The following is a 26198-nucleotide window of genomic DNA, read 5'->3' as shown; positions in this document are numbered from 1 at the left end:
GTATTGATTGAAGCGATAGAAAGCCTGGCATCTGTGCAGATCAGGTCGGTGGCAACTGTGGGCGGAAACATATGCACCGCCTCGCCGGCTGGCGACGTGTCTTGTGCATTGGTTGCGCTGGACGCTGATTGTGAAATCCTGACAGTGAACGGTGATGTACGATCCGTTCCGCTTGTGGAATTCTTCTCTGGAGTGAAGGAAACAGTCTTAAAAAAGGATGAGGTACTGCGGAGTGTGGTTGTTCCCCTGGACAAACTTGATGATAAAGTACTTTCTGGATTTGTCAAAGTTGGCACACGCAATTCCATGGAGATAGCCATCGTTTCCCTTGCGTATCATATCCTGACTGATGAAGATGGAATTATCTCAGCATCGGGTGTAGCCGTCGGTTCGGTTGCTGAGACAGTAATATTTACTCAGAAAGCGTGCGATTTTATTAAGGAAAAAAATACGCTTCAAATGACTAAGTCAGACAGGGAGCAGTTTGCCGACGGGGTTGTGGAGTACGCCGCACCGATTTCCGATATGCGTGCCTCGGAGTGGTACCGGCGACAGGTACTGTGGAATATCAGCAGTAATGTTTTTAACCAATAATCAGGTATAATATGATGAATACGCAGAAAAAGACAGTCAGATTAGTGGCAAATGAGAATTTTTACGGACCGCCACCAAAAGCGATAGAAGCGATAAATAGATACTCCAGTATTGTTAATGAATATCCCGATTTTGTTCCAAACAGTCTAAAGCAAAAGCTTGCCGATAAATACAGTGTCTCCGCCGCCAATATCACTGTGGGTGCCGGAACATATGAGTTAATCGACATAATCATCAAAGCACTGGTGGCCAAAGATGGTGGAATACTAACCTTCGACAAGACATTCATGGCGTACGCTTATCAGGCAGAATTGAACAACAAGAAATGCGTTATCGCAGAAATGACAAGTAATGTATGTGATGTGGATCTTCTCATCCCTCTCTGCACGGAAAGCACCGGCGCCATCTTCTTCGCAAACCCGAACAACCCCACAGGAACCATCATTACGCACGATGAATTGAAGCATCTGTTAAACTCGGTGCCGGAAGAAACGCTGGTCGTAGCTGATGAATCGTACTTTGAATACGTAACCGACGAGTCTTATGCAAATTCACTGGCACTTCTGAAAGAATTCCCGAATCTTGTTATACTGCACACATTTTCGAAGATCTACGGCCTCGCTGGAATGCGTGTCGGTTATGCAATTTCACATGAAGAGATCTCACAAAGAATGGAAAAGCACCGTCTGCTGCGGTCGGTAAATGTGCTTGCTGAGAAGTCGGCGGAAGCCGCACTTGACGAATCAGAGTACATCGAATGGTGTGCGTCGGAGAATGCAAGGGAAAGGGAGTACCTGTACACTGAGCTATTCAGTCTTGGTTATGATGTTGAACAGTCGCATGCTAACTTCATCTACATGCCGTTTGAAGACGATGAATACAAAGAGCAGGTTTTCAATTATTTGAAGAATGAAGGACTACTTATTTGTAATATGAGCTTCTTTAGGCAAAAAAACGCTTTGCGCATCACGGTAGGCGACAGGGAAGTCAATCAGAGAGTTGTATCCTGCCTCAAAGATTGTTCCAAAGAGAATATGTCGGCCAGCTCGGTAACCTAGAAATACTATGGATAAGCCAAATCCTCTCACACCGGTAACTTTTACACTGACAGAAAAGGATATCAACCGTTACACGAAAATGATTGAAGAATTCCCTTTGGAGAGTGAACAGGAAATTATTGCCCGGTTACCGGCCAAGCTGAAAGGACTGGTTATCGGCAGAGAGTTTTCCAGTTTTGTACTGGAGCTGATAAACGATATTGAAATCCTGTACGAAACCCTGGATAATGTAAACGACTTGAGCAAGTTGAATCGCAAACGGATTCTTTTTGCACTCAATTACTTCATCAAGGAAGAAGATGAGGTGCCCGATTCCATAGGAATGCTTGGTTATGTAGACGACCTTGTGATTGTCCGCTGGATTATAAACGAGGTGATTAAATCGTCGCCAGGATTACTGCCATCAATTAGATGATATATTGCGAAATCTGATGGAAAGGGAAGTCGCTACGAAACTTCATCATCGCTGAACTGCCAGCGACATCTTCCGCACCACCACGGTTTACCCATATAATCAGGACGGTTCTCGTTGAGTGTCAGCGGATTACCGCATTTGGGACAATCCTTTTCCGTTCCTTCAGCCGGCCAGACGTAATCAGGGCGAAACCGCAGTTCAGGATCAAAAGTGGAATGATCTTTCATAGCTGTAATTTAAGATTAGCGGGGATTGCAATAAAAGCCTGATTATGACTGATCAAGAGGTGTCTCTTCCTGGGGGAAAGATGCTGTTACAAACTATATATTCAGTGCCAGGATTGTTCCCGCGATCACTGCACCGACAAATGATTTCAGCCAGATCCACCGCTTTCTCACCTTCAGGTGGCTTTCGTAAGGACGCCACCACAGATTGACCGATACGATCTGTCCTGGAGCGATATAGACAGTCTGCATACTGCGCGATACGATCTGCTGTATTTCCTGTTCATGATAATACTGCGTGAGAAGTTCGAGAAATTGAGGGTGGAGGTAGGTGACAATATGGTCGCCTATGGGCAGAGCTACAGGGACATCAATGGGGCTTTGACCCACCAGCATATTATCAACATAGATATCAAGACCCACAGAATCACACTCTACCTTGAGAAATCCGGTATCTTTCCGCGAGATGATAAGTGTCTCTTCCGGCTCTGCCATCGTTGTGTCGGAGCTGCCGTACAAGAGAGCAGTCAATTGAAGCGTAATAACGACTGTAACATGGATTCTTTTCATTAATCCATCCACGGAAAAGTTAACAGTTTATTTTTCTGGAGACTATTGTAAAATTCAGGACGGATAATTTCCGATGAGATATATTCTTAATGAACCTCGATGATCGTTTCTGAATCGATGGATTCCTTTGTAGCATCGGTGGCGGACCGGATCAACGCTTCCACCAGGATCGTATTCCTCACCGGCGCCGGGATCTCGTCCGAGAGCGGTGTGCCAACTTTCCGCGGTGCAGAGGGACTTTGGCAAAAGTTCCGGCCGGAGGATCTGGCAAACTTCGATGCATTCATAAATAATCCTGAACTGGTGCAGAGCTGGTATCGCCATAGAAAGAAGTTAGTCGAGGAGGTAAGCCCGAACGCAGGACACTTTGCTATTACGGAACTGCAGCAAAAAGTTGTTGCATGCCGCGTCGTGACACAAAATGTGGATAATCTTCACCAGAAAGCTGGCAACAGGGATGTGATCGAGCTGCACGGGAACATTTTCCGAAACTATTGTGTTGAGTGCTGTAAGAACTTTGACGATGACGACTATGATTATGATGAAGGTGCAATCGCTCATTGCTACGCCTGTGGCGGTCTAATCCGACCGGATGTGGTCTGGTTTGGAGAAGGACTGCCGATGGATGCATATCAGAAGGCCGAGAACTTGTGCAGTCAGACTGATGTCCTTTTTTCGGTGGGAACATCAGGCGCTGTCTATCCTGCCGCCGGTCTGCCATCGCTTGCCAAAGGAAACAACGCCTTTCTGGTTGAAATCAACCCTGAACCGACTGAGATTTCATCAATCATGGATGTTGTACTTCGGAGTCCATCGGGAAGCGCTTTACCCCGGATCGTTGAAATGATTAAATGAAGTCTTTCAAGAACGGTCTTACAGTGATTCTGACAGCATCCTGGTTTCTCTCGTGCGCGTATTTCAACACATTCTACAATGCGCAGCAGTATTTCAAGGAGGCGGAAGAGGATTTACTGAAGAATCAAGCATCTGATAAACTTTCCAAGAAAACGGACGAGTCGTTGGCAAAGGCAATTGATAAATGCAATACTGTTCTGAGCAACTTTCCTGAATCACGGTGGAGAGATGATGCGCTCCTCCTTAAGGGTAAAGCACAGTATTACAGAGGTAACTTCTCTACAGCTAAAGTGACACTTGAAAGACTGAGCTCAGAACATCCAGAGAGCGATCTGGTCGCCGATGCCGACCTGTGGTTGGTGAGATGCCGATGGAAACTGGGAGAGGGCGACGCTTCGTTGGATGCTCTCCTCAGTCTAATTACAGAGCCAAAGGAGTCAAAGGGAGGATCGGCGCGTGATAGACTGGCATTAGGGCACCAGATGGCTGGCGATATCTACATTGAACGTCAGCAGTTAGATTCCGCGCTGTGGCACTACGGTATCTCTGGAGACTATGCCCGCAGCTCGTCGGAACGCTCAAACGTTTACTATAGGGTTGGGGAACTGGCATTTGAGAATTTATTGTATAACTATGCGCTGGATAATTATCGTAAGGTCATCGATCTTGGCGGTGATGCCAAACAGGTGGAAAAAGCGCATCTGCAGATTGTGAGGATCACACGCCTGGAAAAGCAGTGGGATCAAACGGTATCTGAGGTACAGAATCTTCTCTCTAATGACAAGTTCATCGGTATCCGTGCTGACCTTCATCTTGAACTGGCAAAACTGTATGAGACCCAATCTAATTTCGACGACGCGATAAGTCGCTATCGCCTTATAACGGAGGAATTCCCCAAGACGCTTACTTCTGCTGAGGCATACTACCACTTGGGAATAATTGCACTGCAGATGCAAAAAGATTACGGACAGGCGAGAAAGTACTTCGACAGTGTAGTGAAGGAGAAGCGCGCATCCATCTATGCACCATCGGCAAAGGCAAAAAAGAAAGAGATAGATGATCTTCTGACAGCGTCAGCGGAAGTAGAGCGATTGGAAGCGGAATTGAGCGAAATCCGCGGCGCTTCTCGTGCAGGCGAACAGATAACGGTTACCGACAATGTGGACGGTTCCGAAACTGACTCCATTGCAAGCCTTCTACCATCTGAAATTGTTTCGGCTGATACAGCAGCAATACTCAATTCACTGGATGAAAATTTGTATGCCGTGGGCGAACTTTTAGCATTTCATTTCGCGGAGAGAGATAGTGGTGTCCGCGTCTTTGAACGGCTGCTGAAGAGTTCTTCATCAAATGTGAAACGACCCCAGGCACTTTATGCTCTATCGCAACTATATGCAGAGATGGGCGACACGTCTAGGGCGATAGAACTGGCGGACCTTACCATGGCAGACTACCCTGATAGTGAGTACGCCGGTGCGGTTGCCGCATCTCGCGGAATAGTAATTGAAGACGCCGCTGCAGATCTGTTGAAGATAGCTGAGACTCAACAGGCGTCCAATCCTGAGGCGGCACTGAAAACGTATGCAGAACTTGTGCGCGGATTTCCCTCATCAAGATTTGTTCCCCTCAGCCTGCTGGCCACGGCGACCATCTACGACCGCCAGCTGAACGACATGGCGAATTCGCTGCTGTTCTACGTCAAGCTGATTGAACAGTATCCTGAGACGGAGCAGGCGCAATTCGCGAGATCGAGATATGATGAGCTGACACTCTTACAGATATCGCTGACGGATACCATCGCAGACACCCTTTCCGGTACTGATGAGAATTGAATCAGCAATCGTAACGAATAATCGAAAGATCGCCGGCGGCATATGGCGTATGGAGATGGCGGCGCCCAACATCTGTAAAGAGGTTCAGGGCCCCGGACAGTTCGTGAATATCGCCGTCTCGGAAGCGTGGCAGATGCCGCTGCGGAGACCGATGAGCATTGCCGGAAACAGCGGAGACAATCTGGAGATCATCTACAAACTTTTTGGTGAAGGGACTAGAGCATTATCAAAGAAGGAGAAGGGAGACAGCCTCAATGTTCTTGGACCGTTGGGAAACATATTTGAAGTGAATGCTCAGATTGGGACGCCAGTCCTTGTGGGCGGAGGGGTCGGCATTGCGCCAGTTCTATGGCTGCATCATCGATTGCAGGATGAGAGAATTGATCATAAACTCATTATCGGAGCAGTTACCGCTGATGAGCACTTTCTTGATCATAATCCCGGAGAAGAAATTTTCCTGACGACCGATGACGGTTCATTGGGAGAAGAGGGGACAGTCATGCCCGCGCTCGAGAGATTGACAGTTGAAGCCGATCATTCCACCGTTTTCGCCTGCGGTCCCGGACCGATGCTGAAGGCGGTGCGCGACTACACTGTCGCCAATAGAATCGGATGCCAAATGGCACTGGAGAGCTACATGGCGTGTGGCACGGGGTTATGTCAAGGATGTGTCATCGGGTTGGACCGCGAAAAACCAGTGGAAGATAGCTATCATAAGCACTATTCTCTTGTCTGCTGTGACGGTCCGGTCTATGATGCTAGGGAAATAGTGATAGAGTGAAGGTTATATTGGATGGCTGTTAACGTAAGTATAACTATCGGCGGAGTAGAATTCTCCAATCCTGTATTTGTGGCATCGGGGACCTTCGGCTACGGTGTAGAGACTCCCGATCTGGTAGACATCAACAGGCTAGGTGCCATCGTAACGAAGTCCATCACTCTTCAGCCGCGGGAAGGCAATCCGCCGCCGCGAGTGGTTGAGACGCCGTCAGGGATGCTCAATTCAATCGGACTGGCCAACATCGGCGTCGACCGTTACATCAGTGAAATGCTGCCGCTGTACGAATCCTTTGAGACAAAGATTATCACCAATATTGCCGGCTTTACCGTATCTGATTACGCGAATGTGATGGAGAAGCTGGAGAAAGCGGACGGTCCAATCGCTGGTTACGAGATCAATATTTCGTGCCCCAACGTGGAAGGCGGCAAGATGGAGTTCGCAGTCGATCCTGAGATGACGCTCACTCTCACTAAGGAATTGAGGCTGCGGACACAGAAGATGCTGATTATAAAGCTGTCGCCTAATGTTACCGACATTGTGGAGATTGCCAAAGCCGCCGAGGAGGGAGGAGCCGATGCCGTTTCTGCCATCAATACCGTTTTCGGCATGAGCGTCGATACCTCATCGCAACAGTCAAATATCGCAACAGGAATCGGTGGACTTTCCGGCCCCGCCATCCGTCCCATCGGGATCGCCTGCGTGCACAGAATTGCATCAGCCGTAGATATCCCGGTCATCGGCATCGGTGGTATTACCAGCGGGAGCGATGCGGTTGAGTATATGCTGGCCGGGGCGTCGGCTGTTCAGGTTGGCACGGCGAACTTCAGAGATCCAGCGGCGGGAGTGACAGTCCTGGATGGAATGATTGATTACTGTGAGGAATACGGAATTACTGCCGTATCACAATTGACAGGTGCTCTCAAAGATGAACCGTAAGCCGCTGATACTCCTGCTGATGGTTGCGTTACTGGGATGTTCCACGGCACCGCGGTACGGGGGCAAGGGCACGCCCAAGAAGAGCCGTAAAGCTTCATCTAAGGTTAAAGGTCATCGTAGGATTCAGACCGGTATGTCCTCCTACTATGCCGAGGACTTCCACGGTAAAGTGACCGCCAACGGCGAGACTTACGACATGTACGGACTGACAGCGGCGCACAAGACTCTGCCGCTGAATACGCTGGTGCGAGTGACTAACCTGGATAACAAGAAGTCCATCATTCTCCGCATTAACGACAGAGGACCTTATGCTAAGGGGAGGATTCTTGACTGTTCCTACGGTGCAGCGGTTAAGCTCGGTTTTGTAGGATTAGGAACCGCCAAGGTGAAGATTGAGATCATCGAGATCGGCGATGATCAGTATATGAAGCGGAAGGAATAAACTTGAACATCACATTATACTTTTCAACCTGATTCGGCAAGGGAGAGAGGTCATGATTACTAAGAAAATAGCTTCACTACTTTGTTTGCTCTTGTGCGTGTTCTTGTTAATCTTTCCCTTTTGTGCAGCAGCGGATAAATCGCTGACCATTTCTTTTGAAGAATTAAGAGATAAGATCGCCGGAGGCTGGGCGGGTAAAATGATTGGCGTAGCTTACGGTGCACCTACTGAATTCAGGGCCTTGGCCAGGACGTATGAGGATTCAATTGCGTGGACGCCCGAACAGGTAAAAAATGCTTTAAACCAAGATGACCTTTACGCTCAGCTGACCTTCATGATGGCAATGGATGCCGATGCTGGGTTGGATACACCGACCTCAAAAATGTTGGAAGCCTTTGCCAATGCTGGTTACTGGCTTTGGCACGCCAACGTACAAGCCAGAAAAAACTTCTTCGATGGTATCTTGCCCCCGGAATCCGGAAGTCCTGAATACAATCTGCATGCGGATGATATCGACTTCCAAATCGAATCGGACTACATTGGCTTTATGTGCCCTGCTATGCCGCAAACCGCTAATCTAATCGCAGATAAAGTGGGCCGTATCATGAACTATGGAGACGGGATCTACGGCGGTCAGTTTGTGGCCGCTATCTATGCAGCTTCCTATTTCGAAAAAGACATTCCGAGCGTCATCGAGCGGGCATTGCTTTCGCTACCTGCTGCAAGCGAATATGCCCGTTGTATCCGGGACGTGATCAAACTGCATCGTCAATATCCTGATAATTGGCGTACAGCCTGGCAGGAACTGGAAAACAAATGGGATGCAGCAGATATGTGTCAGCCCTTCAATAATTTCAATATCGATGCAAAATTAAACGGTGCATACATCGTAATGGGGTTGCTTTACGGTGAGGGTGACCTGGGCAAAACATTAGAAATAGCCACTCGCAGCGGTCAAGATTCCGATTGTAATCCATCCAATGCAGCGGCCGTCATTGGCATCATAAACGGTTACGACGCACTTCCGGATCAGTGGAAAGGCGGGATAATGCCTATTGCTGATTCACTCTTTCTGCACACGAATTATTCTTTCAATAAGGCGATAGATCAAACGATGATGTATGCCGAACAGATCATTCTGCAAAACGGCGGCACAAAAACAGCTTCCGGGTTCATTATCAAGCCTCAGGAACCGAAGTCTTCTGCATTAGAAGTGGCTTTTCCAGAAACGATTCCAGCCTACGAGACGAATGTTGATGACAGCGCTGGCTGGGAATGGGAAGGCAATTGGTCATCTTATGATCTAAGCTATCAGGCAGAACACCTGCCTGAGACTCAGGTCAAATATGCTGATCAAGCGGGGGATGAAGTAAGTTTCACTTTCACAGGTAACGGCGTTGCCCTGACTGGTAGTTGGAAAAAGGACGGCGGACGAGCTGATATCTATCTGGATGATCAATTCCAACGAACTATTGATACCTATTACGATCATTTTGGACAAGAAAAGAACCGGGAAACCTTTTTATGGCACAAACTTCAACTCGATGAAGGGCAGCACACCTTGAAATTAGTGGTCAAGGGTACCAAAAAAGAAAAGTCCAAAGGTAGCAGGATCTATATCCAGTCTGCGCGGGTATTCAAAAAAGGTCCGAAAAATAATGAGTTGGTTAAATTTTCGTTTGAATGAATAATTATACTTTTCAACTGAATCTGCTAACTGCAGCCAGATTCGGATAGTAGAATACAGCTGAGTTTAAACAGCAGGGCAGTTAGTATGATTAAGGTATCGTTCATGATGATCCCCTTTTTGTTTAATTATAGATGTATCCTCAGTTAGTGGCTGTTTTACGACTTTACCCTTTATAAAAAACGCTAGGGGCGCGCTCTGGTGTGGAATGACATCAATCGCTGACAGTTGAATAGCGGGGAAGACGCTTGATTCTTACTCCATCAGTACTTGACCTTTTCCCTGCCTTGATGTAAACTGAATCAATGCTGAATTATAAAGGAGGTTGACAGTCTGAAGAGGAATAGCCTAAAGTGCTCAAATGATTACAGTAAACAAATATTCTAATGAAAAGGAGTAAGTCATGGCAAAAGATCAAGCGGTAGCAGCTACCAAATCAGCTGAGACCAGCGGACACGAAACAGTTTATGTGGATGAATTTACCGATGGTATTCTTGATCCTAATAAGCCGATGCTGGGCCCGGTGAAAGATGGCGGTCACATTGTGGCAAACACAGCGCCTGGCTGCTGGGGTCCTATGATCACCCCGGCTATTCGGGGAGGTCACGAGGTGACCAAATCAGTTTACGTTTCCGGCGCCGAAGTGGGTGATGCAATAGTCATCCGCATCAAGGACATTACAGTCACATCCATGGCCACAGCCTCAGGAAACGATCAGTGGATGGAAGATCGGTTCCTGGGTGATCCCTATGTTGCTGACAAGTGTCCCACCTGTGATGAGGTGTGGCCCGAGACTCGTCTGGAGGGAATTGGTCAGGAATCCGTCCGTTGTGTGAAGTGTGGCAACGACGTTACCGCTTTCACCTTTACCAATGGATATACAATATTCTTCGACAGCAACCGGAATGTAGGTGTTACCCTGCATAAAGAAGCTGCGGAGGAGGTTGGCAGGAGCGCGGATCACTATGCTGCGTTGCCTGAAAAATCGGCCCAGCACCCGATCCTGGCCTTCTGTCCCAGCGATCTTGTCGGTGTCGTGGCACGGCTTAGACCATTTATGGGACAAATCGGTACCACACCGGCCATTCCCATGCCGGACTCGCATAATGCCGGCGATTTCGGGACATTTCTGATTGGAGCTCCTCACGATTACGGTATCGAGGCTGATAAGCTTGCTCACCGTACTGACGGTCATATGGACATTGATGCAGTGCGGGCTGGAGCCATCCTTATTTGTCCAGTAAAGGTTCCCGGTGGCGGTGTCTATCTTGGTGATATGCACGCCATGCAGGGCGATGGAGAAATCGCAGGTCACACGGCGGACATCTCCGGTACTGTGAGTATCCAGGTCCACGTCTTGAAGGGACTGGCGATTGACGGTCCCATCATACTGCCGCTTAAAGAAGATCTTCCCTATCTTGCCCAGCCTTTGACTGATGCAGAGCGCGAACGGGCTGAAACTGTAGCCATTGCCTGGGGTCTTGAAGAAATGGAAGAGTCGGCACCGATATCATTTGTGGGGACCGGTCCGGATCTGAACGCGGCGACAGAAAACGGTCTTGTGCGGGCCGCCGAATTTCTGGAAATGTCTGTTCCTGAGGTCAAGAACAGGGCTACTATAACCGGTGCCATCGAGATCGGACGGAATCCGGGTGTGGTTCAGGTGACTTTCAGGGCGCCTGTAGACAAGCTCGAAAAACGGGGAATTATGCCCCTGGTTCATGACCAATACGGCAACGGTTCCTGATCGAAACGCGATACCACCCGGGCGGTGCAGCTCAACACGGTCGGAAGACCGTGTTGTATCATTACGAACATATAGGCGTTACTAATCCCGGTTAACCGGCGGACCAGCTGATAAACTATATAATGACTAAAAAATTCATACTATTATTCTTGACATTTACACTAACCATAAACCTTGGGCAGCAGCGAAAAATGAGCTTACAGGCAACGGGAAAGAATGATATAGATTTTAAATACCTGCTTTTTCTGCCACAGGATTATAATGAGAGTCAAAAAACACGCTGGCCATTAATCCTGTTTCTGCACGGCAAGGGTGAGAGAGGTGAAGATCTGGATCTGGTAAAAATACACGGCATCCCGAAGATCGTGGCAACAGAAAAAGAATTTCCTTTCATCGCCGTATCACCGCAATGTCCTATTGATCATGTTTGGGCGGACGATTTTATGCAGCAAAAAGTGTTAGACCTCCTGTCAAAAATCGTGCACAATTATCGTGTTGACAGGAATCGAATCTATCTTACTGGACTGAGTATGGGGGGTTACGGTACCTGGTCACTGGCAACCAGCCGTCCTGACCTGTTCGCGGCAGCCGTACCGATTTGTGGCGGCGGTGACCCGTCAACCGTCAGCAAACTGAAAGATCTACCCATACGGGTATTTCACGGAGCGCTGGATAAGGTTGTTTTATCAGAAAATTCTGAAAAAATGGTCACGGCGCTACAAAAAGCAGGCGGCAATGTGACTTATACATTATATCCGGATGCCAATCACGATTCGTGGACAGAAACGTACGCCAACCCTGGATTATACGATTGGCTGCTGGCCCAGAGACGGACCGATCATTAGAATTTTTAGCTAATTCGTAGCCACTATTGAGGTGCGGCTTGCGTTGCCTGCACTATCAAAAGCGCGCAGTTTTATTGTGCCCGTCACTTCAACCGGGCCTGTATAAAGTGTGGAATTACCGTCCGGAGTGGATCCGTCTGATGTGTACCGTATCTTGAGTCCCGGAAATTCCACGTTCGCCTTAAGTATTCTCTTTTCCACTACCGCACCGGGGAGTGGTATCCGGTAATTAGAACCACCAAAAACCAAGTCCAGTCTCGGCAGTTCCCTCTGAGCGAGACTATTTGCAAAAACATTCCACGATTTATTGATAGCCTTTGTTCTGGCAGTATGGTCTTCAATAGTTTCCCAGCCTCTTTCGGATGCCCATGCGCTTTCTGCAAACGCGATAATTTTCGGCAAGTAAAAGTATTCCAGCATATTGCCGCCCTTTATGGTTTCACTCCATAGTTGAGCCTGCAAGCCGATGATATTTTTACGATTCTCAACCTTTAACCTTTCCCTGGTTCGATACTCTTTGTCAATGTCGACCTGACGCCCCATAGATGTCTCCGTTGTCGTCTTGAACATATCAAAAGGTGCGAAAACATACGGATCACGTGTCTTTGTAAATCCCGCCCAGTATAGTCCCGGTTCCTCTGGATCTTTATCATAGGCAAAGTCAAAATAGAAGTTTGAGACATTGCACAACACGACGCTGTAGCCGGCATTGGCCATTTTGTAACCCAAGTCTTCATCGCCCCACAAATTGTTCCATATGTATGGAATGACATTCTTACCGACAAATTCCCTGTTCGGCACGTAGTGATCATCCTCGTCCTTAAAGAGTGCTACTTCTTCCCAGCCACCTATTTTGACATCATATTTCTTCAAGATGTCCACAAGCTTTCTGAAGAAATAGACATGCAGGTTCTTCGGATCTTTGAATTCAGGATGACTGTCGAGCAGATTCCTGCAGAGTGGTGATTCTGTCCACACTCCTTCAGGTACCTCATCGCCGCCGCTATGAAAAAACTCAAACGGGACGCCGGCTTCTTTGTACATATTTGCCAAACTTTTCACAACTGTGTCATAAAAATGATACACCGATTCTCTCGCGACGCAGACCACATTGTCTTTATACCCCTGGGCAGAAAAATAGACCGATTCATCATCGGGATCGATTAATCTGAACTCCTCAGCATCCTTTTCTCTCCCTTCATTCATCAATCGATTGTAACGGGCTTCCATAGATTTGATGGCCGCTCTGGCATGGCCCGGGAAATTGATTGTGGGAATCACCATTACGTGTCTTTTATGCGCATATTTCAGGATCTCGATGAAATCTTCCCTGGAATAAAATCCGCTGCCGTATGTCCCCCCGGTATAAGCAGCAGGTCCACTGCCGTAAGAAGGGTGCAGTGCCGCCGATTCTACCGCACAATGCTGTCGTCGACTACCTATCTCTGTCAGCTCAGGCAGTTTTTCGATTTCAACCCGCCACCCTTCGTCTTCGGAAAGATACAGCTGTAACGTGTTAAGCTTGTAGAAAGCCATCAGATCGATCAATTTCAATACAGTCTCTTTCGACTGGAAATTCCTGCCGACGTCCAAATGCTGAGCACGATAATGAAAGCGCGGTGCATCTTTCACCGTAACGGCGTCTACTTCAATCTCCCTCTTCTTGGATCCGAAAGCATCAATCGGCAAGAGTGCAAGGAACGACTGAATGCCATAAAAAACACCTGCCGGGTCACTTCCGTTGATAAAAACACCTCCGTCAGGGGAGACGGTAAGCTCATATGCTTCCTTATTGACATTATTGACTGAAACAGTCTCTAAGCCCAGGTGAAAGCCTTTGGACTCACGGTTAGCATCCATATGGATGCCAAAATTCTCTGAAGTAATGTCGCGCAGTCGCTGCGCCAGGAAATCGGCCTCCCCGGACAGTGGATCATCATAATAGATCACCATTTTATTGTCGACGGTAAGTTTGCCTGGAGATGCCTTTATCTCAACCGGCGTCGGCACGATCTTTTCAATTTCGTCAGGCGGCAGTAGCGATAAATGCCTGTTTGCCTCATAACGGTTCGCTGGTGACGGGATAGGTGTCTGGTCAGACGGAACCCTGTTAATCTGGCCAGCACGTGTAAAAGGTTTGATGGAATAGTCTTCAACCGGGAAAATTGTTTTCTCATTTCCGTGCTCATCATATATAACAAAGTAGGGTCCTACCGGCGCATCGGTCTCTTTAATCATATAGCCCTTAAACTCACATTCAATAGTCTCTTTCTGTCCCGGTTTAAGCAAGAAGGTTTCTGCCGGCGTAAGTTTGAACCAATCACCATTTATGTGCTCGATATATGCTCTGGCGCTTTCAACCTTGAGCGGGGGACGGGGGAGCTGGGAGAAAAATAGATCCCAGTTAGAGCTGTTTAATGTAACCTTACTGTTGTTGTCAATGATAAATCGTGTCCTGCACTTCGGCTCACCATCGATCATATTGCCGATTAATTCCCAGCTGATCTTAATGTTCATTGGAGTGGTATCATGTCGCTTCGGCGTGTTTTGATATCCATTCAAAGATAGTGCAAATATAATAAACAAAAGGGACATCATAATTTTATTCAATTCAATTACTCCTTGTGTTTGAGTTTCGCCATAAGTCTGATAACTTCTTGTATAAACTAATTAAGTAATCGACTTAAATCAAAACTAATATGAACAAAACCGGGCGACTGATTTCACTAGATGCGGCAAGGGGTTTCACTATTGTGGCTATGATAACGGTTAACCATCCCGGCAGCTGGGAACACGTTTATGCCCAACTGAGGCACAAGGATTGGAACGGTATCACTTTCACTGACCTGATTTTTCCTTTTTTTCTCTTTTTTGTGGGAGTTTCCATCGCCCTCGCCTATACGAAGCGTCTTGAGTCTAATGCACCGAGAAGTGAGATGTACAAAAAAATTGTGACTCGCTCGGCTAAAATCTTTGCGGTAGGGATCTTTCTTAATGTTCTTCATCCTGTCCTGTTGTACCCGGATTTCAGCTTTTCTGATATTCGCGTTGCCGGCGTACTGCAGCGTATTGCGCTCGTTTTCTTGGCATGCGCTTTTCTGTTTCTTTACTGTAACTGGAAGACTCAAGCATGGATTGGTACCGCCACTCTGCTAACTTATTGGCTTGCTATGTCCCTGATACCCACTCCAGGGGAGGGCAAACCGATGCTGGAACCGGGCGTTAATCTGGCAGCCTGGATCGATAGTATACTACTGCCGGGTAAGATGTGGAAAGGGACCTGGGATCCAGAGGGACTGTTCAGTACTTTACCGGCAATCGTAACTGGAATTACCGGAATGCTCGCCGGTAAATTGCTGCTGAGCAAGATCAGTCAGCAAGAAAAGGTCAACTACCTGTTGCTGTCTGGATTTTTTGCCGTAATAATCGGCTCCATTTGGGGCACAATTTTCCCTCTCAACAAGAATCTCTGGACCAGTTCTTATGTTCTTGTGACCTCCGGCATTGCCTCTGTTACTCTTGGCATCATCTATTATGCCCTCGATATATCCGGAAAGATTAAAATTGCAAGACCGGGGATAGTTATCGGTGCCAACTCCATCACGGTTTATGTTCTGGCGGCATTTTTAGCTATTATCTTTTATAACATCCCATTTTTCGGTCAAAACCTCAACAACCATTTTTTCAATGCGTTCACAGGCATCGGGCTGCCGTTCAAACTGGTAAGCTTGATGTATGCCATTATTTTCATATGCGTTAACTATATACCGGCATACGTTCTATACAGGCAAAAGATCTTTATCAAACTTTGATGGTTCCACACCCATATATGATCCTGATCAATGAATGGGAACAAGGCAGAGTTGTTCACTAATCTTCAGGACACAATTTCTAGTATAACTCGTTTGCTGATATTGCTGTTTCTAAGTGTGTGTCCATGGTTGTTACTCACCATAATGCTTGCTCTTGGAAACCCTTTGCTAAAGTCTTATTTTCCCGCCGTCATCTCCTAAGGACAAATGTCAAGTTCACTCTCTTCCCGTATGCTTGTTGTCTACCTCGGTATCCCGGGAATTATCCTGGCTGTTTATCTTGGTCGGTACTTCTTCGCCCTGTTTGTTACTCTTGTCTGTCTCCTGGCGCTGAGAGAATTCTATCTGCTGACGGCTACTAAAGGGATCTCCCCGCAATTGTGGATAGGAGCGATATCGTGTGTCGTTATTTCGCTGTTCTACTACTTCGGACCTGCGTTGCCCTTACCCTTCATCAATCCACGCGACTTCCTGCCTCTCATGATGCTTATTATCGTACTGAGTGAACTGACACGCGGCAAGGAAAACGCTACCGCCAACGTGATGACTACTATGGGCGGAATTATTTATGTTCCCCTGTTACTGGGTGCCCTCATCGGGATCCGGCAAGTCGATCCGTTTGATTACGACATGGGGATGAAACTGGTCGGTTCTCTTTTTGTCGGTATCTGGACTTGCGATACATCGGCTTATTTCTGTGGCAAGGCGTGGGGGAAGAAGAAGATTCTTGAGCGGGCAAGTCCCAAGAAGACGGTTGTGGGATGTGTTTCAGGCCTCGCATTTGCACTCGTATTCTACGTGATGATTCACTCTCTCGGATTCTACAGCTCATCGAGATCATTTGCAGATGTGACGCTTGTGGATGCCGTTGTATTCAGCGTTATAGTGGGTGTATTCGGCCAGGCAGGTGATTTTATAGAGTCGTTGTTCAAGCGCGATATGGGCGTCAAGGATTCCAGCAATTTTCTGATGGGTCATGGCGGCGTTCTGGACAGGTTCGATTCCCTCATTGTCGCATCACCCCTTACTTTCCTCTATCTAAAGTATTTCATCTATTAGGCTGACAGAATGGGCGGGGATAGAGAACTGAAGTCCATTCTTGCCACCGACTGCGGCAGTACTACCACAAAAGCAATCCTCATTGAGAAACGGGACGGTGAATACCGCCTCATCGTGAGGGGCGAAGCGCCCACCACTGTGGAAGCACCGTTTGAGGACGTTACCAGGGGTGTTCTCAACGCTGTGATGGAAGTGGAAGAACTGTGCGGCAGGAAGATTCTTGACGGCGATGATATCATATCACCTCAGAACGGAGAGGAGGGGGTAGACCTGTACGTTTCAACCAGTTCCGCCGGCGGGGGGTTGCAAATGATGGTGTCAGGGGTGGTGAAAGCGATGACGGGAGAGAGCGCCGAGCGGGCCGCTCTGGGAGCCGGATCCATCGTTATGGATGTACTTGCCTCCAATGACGGGCGGCTGCCGCACCAGAAGATATCCCGTATCCGCCAGCTTAGACCCGATATGATTCTCCTTTCCGGCGGTGTTGACGGCGGGACTGTTTCACACGTGGCAGAACTGGCGGAAATCATCAATGCGGCAAGACCGCGACCGCGCTTCGGTAAGCAATACAAACTGCCTGTCATCTATGCTGGCAATAATAAGGCACGGGAGGTTATCCGCGATACGCTGGAAGAGGCAACCGACCTTTCCATGGTGGAAAATATCCGTCCGGTGCTTGAACGCGAAAACCTGAAACCGTCCCGCGATAAGATTCACGATCTGTTTATGGAGCACGTCATGGCACAGGCACCTGGTTACCGCAAGCTCATGTCGTGGTCAGATGCGCCTATTATGCCGACCCCCGGTGCTGTTGGATATCTCATTGAGATGATCGCTCAGAAGGAAAATATTACCGCCATGGGTGTGGATATCGGCGGCGCTACGACTGACATATTCTCCGTCTTCCAAGGCATCTTCAATAGGACGGTGAGCGCCAACCTCGGAATGAGCTATTCCATCTGTAACGTTCTGGCAGAAGCTACACTTGGCAACATCTTGCGCTGGGTCCCTTTCACTATCGATGAAGAGGAACTGACCAATCGTATCGCCAACAAGATGATTCGGCCAACAACAATCCCTCAATCGCTCAATGATCTCAAGATTGAACAGGCTATCGCCCGCGAAGCTCTCAGATTGTCTTTTATGCAGCACAAATCGTTTGCCGTCAGCCTGAAGGGTGTGCAGACGGAGCGGACCATTTCGGATGCTTTCGAGCAGGCTGGAACGGGCGGGACACTTGTGGATATGATGGCGCTGGATCTGTTGATCGGCTCCGGTGGCGTTCTTTCACATGCACCGCGACGTAATCAGGCCGCCCATATGATGATCGACGCTTTCCTCCCTGAAGGAATTACTGAACTTGCTGTCGATTCTATTTTCATGATGCCTCAGCTGGGTGTCCTTGCCAATATTCAGGAAGATGAGATTAAGCAGGATGCTCAGGAAGCTGCACTGCATGTATTCGACAAAGATTGTCTCATTCGATTAGGGACTTGTATCGCGCCCGTGGGAAGAGCGAAAAAAGGGAAACCACTGTTGAGGGCAAGTCTGACACTCGGTGATGGTAGCCCACAAGAATATGAGCTGATGCCCGGCGAGATGATCAGGATAGAAGTTCCCCTCGGACAAGTGACAGCGTTGCTCGAGCCGGAAAAGGGTATTGACGTCGGCGCCGGTCCCGGTGAGCAGATATCTGCAAATATCAATGGCGGCGCTGTAGGAATAGTCTTAGACGGGAGAGGGAGACCGCTGGTGTTGCCGGAAGATGATTCGGCGAGAATGGATATGCTCAAGAAATGGTCTGAAGCGTTGGAGGAGTATCCTGAATGAGGCAGCGTAAAGAAACTGGAGCACTGGAGAAACGGATTATTGGAAAATCGGATCAAAACAGTTCGAGCGGACAATCTTCTCGTTACTCCATTTGTCCATTATTTAATCACTTTTATCTCACAAACTGTAAACGTTAAAATAGAAAATGGCACACGCATACACACCGGGACTTAAAGTACTACACGAGACTAAAGTGCAAAAGGAGCGTCAACTACCTATGAAAGGGGACGTGTTGACTGATGTGAACACTTTGGTGCAGCCAGCCGATGTGGTAGCTTCGACTCATATTCCCGGCAATGTACGCATGGTAAACGTCGCCAATTTGCTTAATATCGAATCGGGCGATGTCCCAGGCTATATGGCTGTAGATATTGACTCAGAAGTAAAGGAAGGGGCTCTGCTGGCTGAAACCGGCGGTCTATTCGGATTTTTCAAATCGAGCGTCAACTCTCCTGTGGCGGGGGTAGTGGAGTCAGTATCAGCGGTGACAGGACAGGTAGTCATTCGTGAGGCGCCTATTCCCGTAGAGGTGGACGCCTACATCCGCGGTATCGTAAAAGATGTTCTGCCGCAAGAGGGTGTCACGATTGAAACGGATGCCGCTTTTGTACAGGGGATCTTCGGTATCGGTGGTGAAAAGAGAGGTGATCTGGAGCTTATTGAAGGGGAGAGGGAATCGATAGTTGATACGGATAACATAACTGCAGATCATGCTGGCAAGGTGCTTATCGGCGGTGCCTATTTGACTCTTGAAGGATACCGCAAGGCACAACAACTGGGAGTAGCTGCGGTTATAGTGGGGGGATTTAATTACAGTGATTTGAAAACTATTTTGGGTTATACTTTAGGTGTGGCCATAACCGGTTCTGAGTCACTGAAAACTACGCTGATTGTTACTGAAGGATTTGGCTTGGTTCCTATGGCCAGACGGACGCATGAATTACTTGTATCGTATATTGGAAAAAATGTATCGGTCAACGGAGCCACACAGATCAGGGCGGGTGTTATGCGTCCGGAAATAATTATCCCTCTCGAACAATCAGAATTGACAGGCGAACATGGCGAAATTGATACTTCTACCGGCATTGATGAGGGATCTCTGGTACGCGTCATCCGTGAACCTTTCTTCGGCCAGCTGGGTAAAGTAGTGGCATTACCGTCACCACTCGATTCCATGGAGTCAGAGACTGAAGTACGCGTGGCAAAGGTAGAACTTCCTGATGGGAATGTATATACCGTACCGCGAGCCAATCTCGAACTGATGGAGACAGATTGAAGTTCTTTGCCACTACGCAGTACGTTGACCAACCGGACAGGTCAGTCCTCACATCTGTTGCGGCAAAGATTGTTCGCCACGGAATGACTACACCGGCAATTCTCTATCTGGAGATGGCCAAACCGCTGGCGTTCCTCGGATCACAGGCGATGGTCTTCTTCGGCCCAATTGTTACCGCCTTTATGAACAATGAGGGATACTATCAGTTGGCGGAACTTCTCGAGGAGCGGGACAATGTGGAGTTTCTGATGGAGGAGATCGAAAGGCTTGAAGAGGAGAATAAAGTGGCGGAGGTTGCGACCTAATGAGTCTTAAGAAGACACTTCTTGCCGCCGGAATTGCACTGGCTCTGTTCATCATTTACTGGAATCTCGGTCACCCATATTTCAAGGAGAGCCGCCTGGTGATGTTCGTCTGCATCATCGTTTTATCGGGAACCATTCTCTACTTTATAGGAAAGGCATCGAGGGGAGAGAAGATATATCTGAGAGATATCCCCGGACTGAAAGCGGTAGAGGAGGCAGTGGGGCGCGCTACGGAAATGGGTAAGCCGGTTCTCTTCGTTCCGGGTATCGTCGATATGGATCAGGTGGAAACGGTGGCCGGCGTCATCATCCTGGGGCAAGTATCCAAGATGACGGCGAGGTACGAGACGGAGCTCGAGGTTCCGGTGGCCCGTTCCATCGTCATGGAGGCAGCCAGAGAAATCACAAAAGAATCGTACGTGTCGGAGGGGAGACCGGACCTGTTCCGGGATGACATGGTCCACTACCTTACAGATGATCAGTTTGCCTACGCCGCCGGAGTTGACGGCATCATGCTGCGCAAGAAGCCTGCCGCCATTTTTTATCAGGGGAAATTCTATGCTGAATCGCTTATTCTGGCGGAAACGGGCAACTCTATCGGCGCTATTCAGGTTGCGGGAACCGGTTCACCGGCTCAGATCCCGTTCTTTATAACGGCGTGCGACTATACTCTCATCGGCGAGGAGTTCTTCGCCGCCAGCGCCTATCTCTCACAGCGGCCGGCACTCCTCGGCAGTCTGAAAGGGCAGGATCTGGCAAAGTTCGTAGTAATGGCTTCTATTATGATTGTCTTCATCCTCAACGCGTTGCGCGATCTCGGCTGGATTGCATTCGACATTACACGGATACTGACGGTGCAGTAGGAACCGCTGATGTTCTGGAAAAGACAGGTACCCATCGCAATCGTTTTCGTGGTCGGTTTGCTGACCCTTTTCGGCTGGTTTATTGAACAGGAGACTATCCGCTCCTTTGTTGAAGATGACGCCACACAGTGGTATGATGTCATCGCCAGCTTTGCCGTGATCCTCGGCGCGCTCAACCTGTTGAAGCTGCAGGGGAAAAAGGTGCTGAACCGGAAGAAGGACTGGCAGTACAGTATCCTTGCTATTCTCGGCTTCTGTTTCGCTTTTTTCGCCGGCTTTATGTTCAGGGGAGGCAACGAAATTGTGATTACAGATCCAGGCTCCAATCTTCCGAGCGTGGCGCAAGTGATCGCTGATGTACAGGACTCTCAGGCGGACAATGTCCTTTCAGGATTAAGCGTTCTTCCTGAAGGAGAAGAGCTGAAGCTTGACAAAAGCTACATGCTTATGTCTGGTGCTGAGTCGGTAAGAGATAAACTTTCTGAAGCTGGAGCTGTCTCTCAGATAGAGACGCAGCGGTGGGGTGGGCACCTCCTTTCGGAGGGGTCACTGTTCAGATGGATGTTTGACAATATTTTCACGCCGCTGGCCGCCACCATGTTTGCCCTGCTGGCTTTCTTCGTCGCCTCGGCATCATACAGAGCATTCCGCATCAGGAATTTCGAAGCGACGCTGCTGCTTTCAGCGGGAATTATCCTCATGCTCGGCCGTGTCCCGATAGGGAATACGATCTCCGCCTGGTTCGTGGCGTATGTTGTTGTCCTCATTGCAGCCATTGTTATGAATACGCTTGTGGATAACCGGCTAGCGACTCTGGCCACCGTTGTGGGAGGATTCATCCTGGTAACAGCTGCCGGCTCCGTTATGGGGTGGCCCATCGACAGACCCGCATTCCTCTATCTGCCCAAACTGCAGGAATGGATCTATCTTTATCCCAACATTGCCGGCATGCGCGCCGTCATGATCGGAATCGCCCTCGGGATGGTTGGTACAAGTCTGCGTATCATTCTCGGCATCGAAAAGTCGTTTATGGGGGAGAAATAGTGATGTCCCGTCTTATGGATCTGCTGCTGAAACTCGGCAAGGTTGACAGAAGGGTCATCTTCCTGATCATTGCCATTGTTGTGCTGATTCCGCTTCTCAATCCTATCGGACTGACGGTTGAACCGACTTCCACGACCATCAAAGTGTTCGAAGCTATCGAGGCGATCCCCGAAGGAGGGCGGATCATGGTCTCATTTGACTACGATCCAGCTTCAAAACCGGAGATGCATCCTATTGCTGTATCTATTTTATATCACGCCTTCAAGAAAAACCTTAAGGTCTATATCCCTTGCCTGTGGCCGGGAGGTCCGTTCATGGCCAACGACGCTCTGAAGCTTGCGGGGGCTGAAGAAATGGGGAAAGTCTACGGAGAAGACTACGTTCTCCTCGGATTCAGGCCGGGAAATGAAGCAGTTGTTAAAGGTATTGCCAGCAACATCCGTTATCTCTACACCGTTGATGCTAACAACACTCTCATTGATGATATCCCCATGATGGACGGCATCCGTAACCTCCTGGATTTCGATTTTCTTTTTGCTGTTTCGGCCGGCTGGCCCGGTGCCATCGAGTGGGTCCAGTACGGCAGTGATCCAACCGGTATTCCCATGTCGGCAGGCAATACATCAATTCAGGTGAATGAAGTGATCCCTTATGTCAATACAGGGCAGATGATCGGCCTGATTGCCGGAATGCCCGGCGCAGCCGAATATGAGACGCTTCTTGATCGGAAGGGGATGGGGCGCGCAGGAATGGACGCCCAGTCCGTGGCGCATATTGTCATCATCCTTTTTATTGTCTTCGGCAACTTCACTTACTACATTGAACGCCAGCGGGCGAGGAAGAAGTATTAGGAGCGTGTGACGGTGTCTATGGAACTCTTCGGCGTCTGGATTGCGGTCCTCTTCACGTTCTCCATCTTCAGTTATCTCTATAAGGATAATCCCTTCTACAAGGCTGCTGAACATATCTTTGTGGGCGTATCGGCAGGATACTGGGTGGCAACCTACTTCTGGACGCAGATCCATCCCAATCTGTTCGGCAGGCTGTGGCCGCTGATAGGGGACGGAGAACAGCTCGGACTGATTATGCGGGCGTGGTACGGGCTCTACAATGTGGCAGGACTGATCCATCCCGGCATATTTCCTGAAGGCGGAATCGACAGGGGACATGAATTTAATATCGTCTATCTGGTTCCGCTCTTCCTCGGCATTTTCATGCTCATGAGGATATTCCCGAAAGTCGGCTGGCTGGCGCGATGGTCCATGGCTTATGTAGTAGGGCTGGCGGCGGGACTGCGCATATACGGTTTCCTGAATTCGAATATTGTGGCACAGATTCGCGGCGCGGCAGTGCCCCTCTTCGACGGATGGTTCACCGCTGTCACTTCTCTCATCATGATCATAGGGACCATGACGGGACTGTTCTACTTCTTCTTCTCCAAGGAACACACGGGCGTATTCGGCAAGATCAGCCGTGTCGGTATATACTTTCTGATGATTTCTTTTGGCGCATCCTTCGGTTTTGCCGTCATGGGGCGAATCTCCCTCCTCATTGGACGATACTACGACTTACTGGAGTTCAACAAGCCAGAGTATCACCATGCTACGTCGTGGGTGCTGGTAGGGATGGTAGCGCTGCTGGCGCTGTGGGCGTTCAGGACGAGAGAGCAGACCGGTTCGTTAGAAAGTTAAGATTTACATCTGACTCAGCAACGCCGGAGGAGAAACCATCAAAGTGCGGCAGACCTTTATGGTTCAATCATAACCCCCGGAAAAGCGACGCCCATTTTCCGTGCTCACGGACAGGATTTTCAACGGTTTTGACCCCCTATACCCATAAATAACAGGGGGGTAGGTATGAAGTATATCTCTCACTCACATTCTAGAGCAAATTTTGACTAGTTGATTTTCTCTTGATAAGTATATACATTGAATTTGTGAGAGGGTTTTTCAGTAACTACCACTGGAGAGCAACATGGATGATACGACCACAGTTCAAGACCTTAAAACCGTAGTAGAAGCATTTGTTGTAGAGAGAGACTGGGCACAATTCCACAGCCCGAAAAACCTGTCTATGGCATTGGCTGTAGAAGCTTCTGAATTGATGGATTTGTTCAAATGGAAGACTGTTGAAGAAGCTCAAAAAGAGATGAAAGGGAAACTATTAGAAGATGCCACTGATGAATTGGCGGATATCATGATTTATTCTATAGCCTTTGCCAACAGGAATGGGATTGATATTGCTAAAGCAGTAACTAATAAGATGGAGAAAAATAAAGTCAAATACCCAGCAGACAAGTTCAAAGGCAGGTTTTAGAGGAAAGTGGCTGAGGAACTGGGGAAATGAAAAAACTCCTCGCCGTAAGGAGTAGAACTTATTGAACAAAAACATTGATATGACTCGGCTTGAAAATGGAGAGTTTAAAGTATATTGGAAAACCCAGTTTTCTAATGTCTGTAGGCTTGGGTTTTAAGTTTTCCTATGATGAGTTTTGGAGTGATTGATTATATAACATTAGTAGGATTACTGGCAGGAACTTTAAGTATTGTTGCTTTTCTACCACAAGTTTGGAAAACATATACAACAAAACATACTAATGATTTATCTATGAAGTGGTTACTTCTTACCTTTGTATCTCAGTTATTGTGGTTTACATATGGAATATTAACAGGAGTATTACCGGTTATACTTACAAGCAGTTCTACTTGTGTATTGACCTCAGGTTTAATTGCAATGAAAAGGAAATATGATGATTAAAGAAGAACCCACATCGTGATATAATTCTTTTAGAAAGGAGAACGAATGAATTGGTTAACAAAACACGCAAGATATAGAATTATACCGAGGAAGATAAGATGAAAGATTTATCTGGCCGTATTGTGACAACTGGGGGACCAACCCCTTTGCGGATCGGGACGGCTGTTCTGGGTGTACTCGCTGCCATAAGTCCTCTTGTGTTATTAGCACGCTTGACGGCGAACCAGTCTACGCCGCCTGCCGTACTCAATTCCTTACTTGCAGGTTTTATCTCTCTCTTCCTCATTGCTACAATCGTTGAGTGGGCTGTACACCGTTACACAATGCATAAAAGCCAACATATTCCCCTTTTCCGTATAGCAACGGAGTTGCACCACAAGGCTCATCATTGGGTACACTATCCTCCAACCCGCTATGTAAACCCGGAACCAATTAATCGTCCTTCCGTTTTTGCTAACGATAAGAAAGAGTTGTGCCAAACTACTTTTACTCGTGTACTAACAACAACTTCACACGCAGCTTTTTACACACTGTTTACCGCACCCATTATCGTTATCGCATGGATGGTGACTGCCAACATCTGGTTCACAGCATCAATGGGTACTGGAGCGACGGTGTTTATCTATCTTTTTATCAGGGTTCACGATGCAGTTCATCACCCAGGCGAAAGCCGGTTGGAACATTTCAAATTGTTCTGGTTTCTCGATCATCATCATTATATCCACCATATAGATAACGATGCCAACACCAACTTTTTGCTTCCTCTTGGCGACCTGTTAATGGGTACGCTTCGGTTGGAGCTCACAGAGGAAGAACAAGCAAGATGGCCAAATTATGACGAAGCTCGCATATTGGAGAGTAATTCTTCGTAATTTTTTATATGAAACGCCTCTGGCTCCAACAGCCTCATCACGAGGGTTTTTTGTTTGTGGGATGATGGGTATATTTTGATATGAGAGGTAAATAGTTATTTGAGTAATTTAGAGTCAATCCCCCTGAAGGATCATTGCCGAATTAATTATTTTATGAGTCTGCTAACAGAAGGAAACCTTGGAAGAACTTTTAGCGCTTTTCTATTGGCGTTATTGGTAGCTATTATCCCATTGGTTGACCTTGCCCACGATCTAAACAGTCATACTTGGTCAATCACCCCCGAACCCGGCTTCTGTGAGGCTGATTGTGATGTTTCTGAACACAAACTAACGAATCTCCATCATGACTGTTCACATGTGCGAATTCGTGATTATGCACCTGTTGAATTGGGCA

At 48.0% G+C, this 26198-nt stretch carries 26 protein-coding genes and 1 pseudogene; 24 read left to right on the top strand and 3 right to left on the bottom strand.

Features of this window, described 5'->3' with window-relative positions; translation table 11 throughout:
- The 3 genes from QF669_08265 to QF669_08255 form a co-directional block, all read left to right on the top strand.
- Positions 1-594: FAD binding domain-containing protein (locus QF669_08265; GenBank protein ID MDP6457426.1), on the top strand; the 594-nt coding region annotated here is incomplete at its 5' end.
- An 11-nt stretch (positions 595-605) separates the two neighbouring features.
- Positions 606-1652, top strand: coding sequence for a histidinol-phosphate transaminase (gene hisC, locus QF669_08260; protein ID MDP6457425.1), 1047 nt, complete (start codon positions 606-608; stop codon positions 1650-1652).
- Between the two features lie 7 nt (positions 1653-1659).
- Complete coding sequence (locus QF669_08255; protein MDP6457424.1) at positions 1660-2067, top strand: YkvA family protein; 408 nt, start codon at positions 1660-1662, stop codon at positions 2065-2067.
- 32 nt (positions 2068-2099) lie between these two features.
- Here QF669_08255 and QF669_08250 read toward each other — a convergent pair whose 3' ends face one another.
- On the bottom strand, positions 2100-2294 hold the full coding sequence (locus tag QF669_08250; GenBank protein ID MDP6457423.1) for a hypothetical protein: 195 nt from the start codon (positions 2292-2294) through the stop codon (positions 2100-2102).
- A gap of 93 nt (positions 2295-2387) precedes the next feature.
- Positions 2388-2861 carry a hypothetical protein gene (locus tag QF669_08245; GenBank protein ID MDP6457422.1) on the bottom strand — a complete coding sequence of 158 codons (474 nt, stop codon included), beginning with the start codon at positions 2859-2861 and terminating at the stop codon, positions 2388-2390.
- Positions 2862-2960: 99 nt separating this feature from the next.
- Here QF669_08245 and QF669_08240 point away from each other — a divergent pair, with 99 nt between their 5' ends.
- The 8 genes and pseudogenes from QF669_08240 (at position 2961) to QF669_08205 (ending at position 11986) form a co-directional block, all read left to right on the top strand.
- Complete coding sequence (locus tag QF669_08240) at positions 2961-3716, top strand: NAD-dependent deacylase (protein ID MDP6457421.1); 756 nt, start codon at positions 2961-2963, stop codon at positions 3714-3716.
- On the top strand, positions 3713-5548 hold the full coding sequence (locus tag QF669_08235) for a tetratricopeptide repeat protein (GenBank protein ID MDP6457420.1): 1836 nt from the start codon (positions 3713-3715) through the stop codon (positions 5546-5548). Before QF669_08240 ends, QF669_08235 begins: the two co-directional genes overlap by 4 nt.
- Positions 5538-6329, top strand: a complete 792-nt coding sequence (locus tag QF669_08230) for a dihydroorotate dehydrogenase electron transfer subunit (protein ID MDP6457419.1) — start codon at positions 5538-5540, stop codon at positions 6327-6329. The genes QF669_08235 and QF669_08230 overlap by 11 nt, the downstream gene beginning before the upstream one ends.
- A gap of 12 nt (positions 6330-6341) precedes the next feature.
- On the top strand, positions 6342-7265 hold the full coding sequence (locus tag QF669_08225; protein ID MDP6457418.1) for a dihydroorotate dehydrogenase: 924 nt from the start codon (positions 6342-6344) through the stop codon (positions 7263-7265).
- Positions 7266-7386: 121 nt separating this feature from the next.
- A pseudogene (locus QF669_08220) lies at positions 7387-7671 on the top strand (septal ring lytic transglycosylase RlpA family protein).
- Positions 7672-7759: 88 nt separating this feature from the next.
- Positions 7760-9394, top strand: a complete 1635-nt coding sequence (locus QF669_08215) for an ADP-ribosylglycohydrolase family protein (GenBank protein MDP6457417.1) — start codon at positions 7760-7762, stop codon at positions 9392-9394.
- A gap of 403 nt (positions 9395-9797) precedes the next feature.
- Positions 9798-11141: an acetamidase/formamidase family protein gene (locus tag QF669_08210; GenBank protein MDP6457416.1), complete on the top strand. Its 1344-nt coding sequence runs from the start codon at positions 9798-9800 to the stop codon at positions 11139-11141.
- Positions 11142-11263: 122 nt separating this feature from the next.
- On the top strand, positions 11264-11986 hold the full coding sequence (locus QF669_08205; protein MDP6457415.1) for a prolyl oligopeptidase family serine peptidase: 723 nt from the start codon (positions 11264-11266) through the stop codon (positions 11984-11986).
- Positions 11987-11995: 9 nt separating this feature from the next.
- Here the strand turns inward: QF669_08205 and QF669_08200 are convergent, their stop codons facing one another.
- Entirely contained in the window at positions 11996-14503 is a 2508-nt protein-coding gene (locus QF669_08200; GenBank protein ID MDP6457414.1) for a family 20 glycosylhydrolase, read from the bottom strand.
- Between the two features lie 182 nt (positions 14504-14685).
- On the opposite strand from QF669_08200, the gene QF669_08195 reads away from it, so the two are divergent.
- From QF669_08195 to QF669_08135, 13 genes are all read left to right on the top strand, one after another.
- The gene (locus QF669_08195; GenBank protein ID MDP6457413.1) at positions 14686-15798 is read left to right on the top strand and encodes a heparan-alpha-glucosaminide N-acetyltransferase domain-containing protein; all 1113 of its coding nucleotides are present in this window, start codon (positions 14686-14688) and stop codon (positions 15796-15798) included.
- 207 nt (positions 15799-16005) lie between these two features.
- Entirely contained in the window at positions 16006-16857 is an 852-nt protein-coding gene (locus QF669_08190) for a phosphatidate cytidylyltransferase (GenBank protein ID MDP6457412.1), read from the top strand.
- A 9-nt stretch (positions 16858-16866) separates the two neighbouring features.
- Complete coding sequence (locus tag QF669_08185; GenBank protein MDP6457411.1) at positions 16867-18687, top strand: glutamate mutase L; 1821 nt, start codon at positions 16867-16869, stop codon at positions 18685-18687.
- Positions 18688-18832: 145 nt separating this feature from the next.
- The gene (locus tag QF669_08180) at positions 18833-19963 is read left to right on the top strand and encodes a hypothetical protein (protein ID MDP6457410.1); all 1131 of its coding nucleotides are present in this window, start codon (positions 18833-18835) and stop codon (positions 19961-19963) included.
- Entirely contained in the window at positions 19960-20268 is a 309-nt protein-coding gene (locus tag QF669_08175) for a hypothetical protein (protein MDP6457409.1), read from the top strand. The genes QF669_08180 and QF669_08175 overlap by 4 nt, the downstream gene beginning before the upstream one ends.
- Positions 20268-21131, top strand: coding sequence for a hypothetical protein (locus QF669_08170; GenBank protein MDP6457408.1), 864 nt, complete (start codon positions 20268-20270; stop codon positions 21129-21131). Before QF669_08175 ends, QF669_08170 begins: the two co-directional genes overlap by 1 nt.
- A 9-nt stretch (positions 21132-21140) precedes the next feature.
- Positions 21141-22175 carry a hypothetical protein gene (locus QF669_08165; protein MDP6457407.1) on the top strand — a complete coding sequence of 345 codons (1035 nt, stop codon included), beginning with the start codon at positions 21141-21143 and terminating at the stop codon, positions 22173-22175.
- A gap of 2 nt (positions 22176-22177) precedes the next feature.
- Positions 22178-23026: a hypothetical protein gene (locus tag QF669_08160; GenBank protein ID MDP6457406.1), complete on the top strand. Its 849-nt coding sequence runs from the start codon at positions 22178-22180 to the stop codon at positions 23024-23026.
- A gap of 12 nt (positions 23027-23038) precedes the next feature.
- Entirely contained in the window at positions 23039-23866 is an 828-nt protein-coding gene (locus QF669_08155; GenBank protein ID MDP6457405.1) for a hypothetical protein, read from the top strand.
- A 283-nt stretch (positions 23867-24149) separates the two neighbouring features.
- Positions 24150-24491, top strand: a complete 342-nt coding sequence (locus QF669_08150) for a nucleotide pyrophosphohydrolase (GenBank protein MDP6457404.1) — start codon at positions 24150-24152, stop codon at positions 24489-24491.
- A 180-nt stretch (positions 24492-24671) separates the two neighbouring features.
- The gene (locus tag QF669_08145; protein MDP6457403.1) at positions 24672-24932 is read left to right on the top strand and encodes a SemiSWEET family transporter; all 261 of its coding nucleotides are present in this window, start codon (positions 24672-24674) and stop codon (positions 24930-24932) included.
- Positions 24933-25030: 98 nt separating this feature from the next.
- Entirely contained in the window at positions 25031-25804 is a 774-nt protein-coding gene (locus QF669_08140; GenBank protein MDP6457402.1) for a hypothetical protein, read from the top strand.
- A gap of 99 nt (positions 25805-25903) precedes the next feature.
- On the top strand, positions 25904-26198 hold a 295-nt coding region (locus QF669_08135; protein MDP6457401.1), incomplete at its 3' end, for a hypothetical protein.

Source organism: Candidatus Neomarinimicrobiota bacterium (assembly GCA_030743815.1).
Lineage (GTDB): Bacteria > Fidelibacterota > Marinisomatia > Marinisomatales > S15-B10 > UBA2146.
The sequence above is the reverse complement of the archived record's forward strand: the minus strand, read 5'-3'. Positions and strand labels throughout refer to the sequence as shown.

Bases quoted from the DNA above. Each gene is read 5' to 3' on its own strand.
- QF669_08165 (MDP6457407.1), top strand. From the start codon at position 21,141: ATGTTCTGGAAAAGACAGGTACCCATCGCAATCGTTTTCGTGGTCGGT.
- QF669_08240 (MDP6457421.1), top strand. From the start codon at position 2,961: ATGATCGTTTCTGAATCGATGGATTCCTTTGTAGCATCGGTGGCGGAC.
- QF669_08215 (MDP6457417.1), top strand. From the start codon at position 7,760: ATGATTACTAAGAAAATAGCTTCACTACTTTGTTTGCTCTTGTGCGTG.
- QF669_08205 (MDP6457415.1), top strand. From the start codon at position 11,264: ATGACTAAAAAATTCATACTATTATTCTTGACATTTACACTAACCATA.
- QF669_08140 (MDP6457402.1), top strand. From the start codon at position 25,031: ATGAAAGATTTATCTGGCCGTATTGTGACAACTGGGGGACCAACCCCT.
- QF669_08255 (MDP6457424.1), top strand. From the start codon at position 1,660: ATGGATAAGCCAAATCCTCTCACACCGGTAACTTTTACACTGACAGAA.
- QF669_08200 (MDP6457414.1), bottom strand. From the start codon at position 14,503: ATGAACATTAAGATCAGCTGGGAATTAATCGGCAATATGATCGATGGT.
- QF669_08195 (MDP6457413.1), top strand. From the start codon at position 14,686: ATGAACAAAACCGGGCGACTGATTTCACTAGATGCGGCAAGGGGTTTC.
- hisC (MDP6457425.1), top strand. From the start codon at position 606: ATGATGAATACGCAGAAAAAGACAGTCAGATTAGTGGCAAATGAGAAT.
- QF669_08180 (MDP6457410.1), top strand. From the start codon at position 18,833: ATGGCACACGCATACACACCGGGACTTAAAGTACTACACGAGACTAAA.
- QF669_08245 (MDP6457422.1), bottom strand. From the start codon at position 2,861: ATGAAAAGAATCCATGTTACAGTCGTTATTACGCTTCAATTGACTGCT.
- QF669_08185 (MDP6457411.1), top strand. From the start codon at position 16,867: ATGGGCGGGGATAGAGAACTGAAGTCCATTCTTGCCACCGACTGCGGC.
- QF669_08150 (MDP6457404.1), top strand. From the start codon at position 24,150: ATGGATGATACGACCACAGTTCAAGACCTTAAAACCGTAGTAGAAGCA.
- QF669_08225 (MDP6457418.1), top strand. From the start codon at position 6,342: ATGGCTGTTAACGTAAGTATAACTATCGGCGGAGTAGAATTCTCCAAT.
- QF669_08190 (MDP6457412.1), top strand. From the start codon at position 16,006: ATGTCAAGTTCACTCTCTTCCCGTATGCTTGTTGTCTACCTCGGTATC.
- QF669_08170 (MDP6457408.1), top strand. From the start codon at position 20,268: ATGAGTCTTAAGAAGACACTTCTTGCCGCCGGAATTGCACTGGCTCTG.
- QF669_08230 (MDP6457419.1), top strand. From the start codon at position 5,538: ATGAGAATTGAATCAGCAATCGTAACGAATAATCGAAAGATCGCCGGC.
- QF669_08235 (MDP6457420.1), top strand. From the start codon at position 3,713: ATGAAGTCTTTCAAGAACGGTCTTACAGTGATTCTGACAGCATCCTGG.
- QF669_08160 (MDP6457406.1), top strand. From the start codon at position 22,178: ATGTCCCGTCTTATGGATCTGCTGCTGAAACTCGGCAAGGTTGACAGA.
- QF669_08210 (MDP6457416.1), top strand. From the start codon at position 9,798: ATGGCAAAAGATCAAGCGGTAGCAGCTACCAAATCAGCTGAGACCAGC.
- QF669_08250 (MDP6457423.1), bottom strand. From the start codon at position 2,294: ATGAAAGATCATTCCACTTTTGATCCTGAACTGCGGTTTCGCCCTGAT.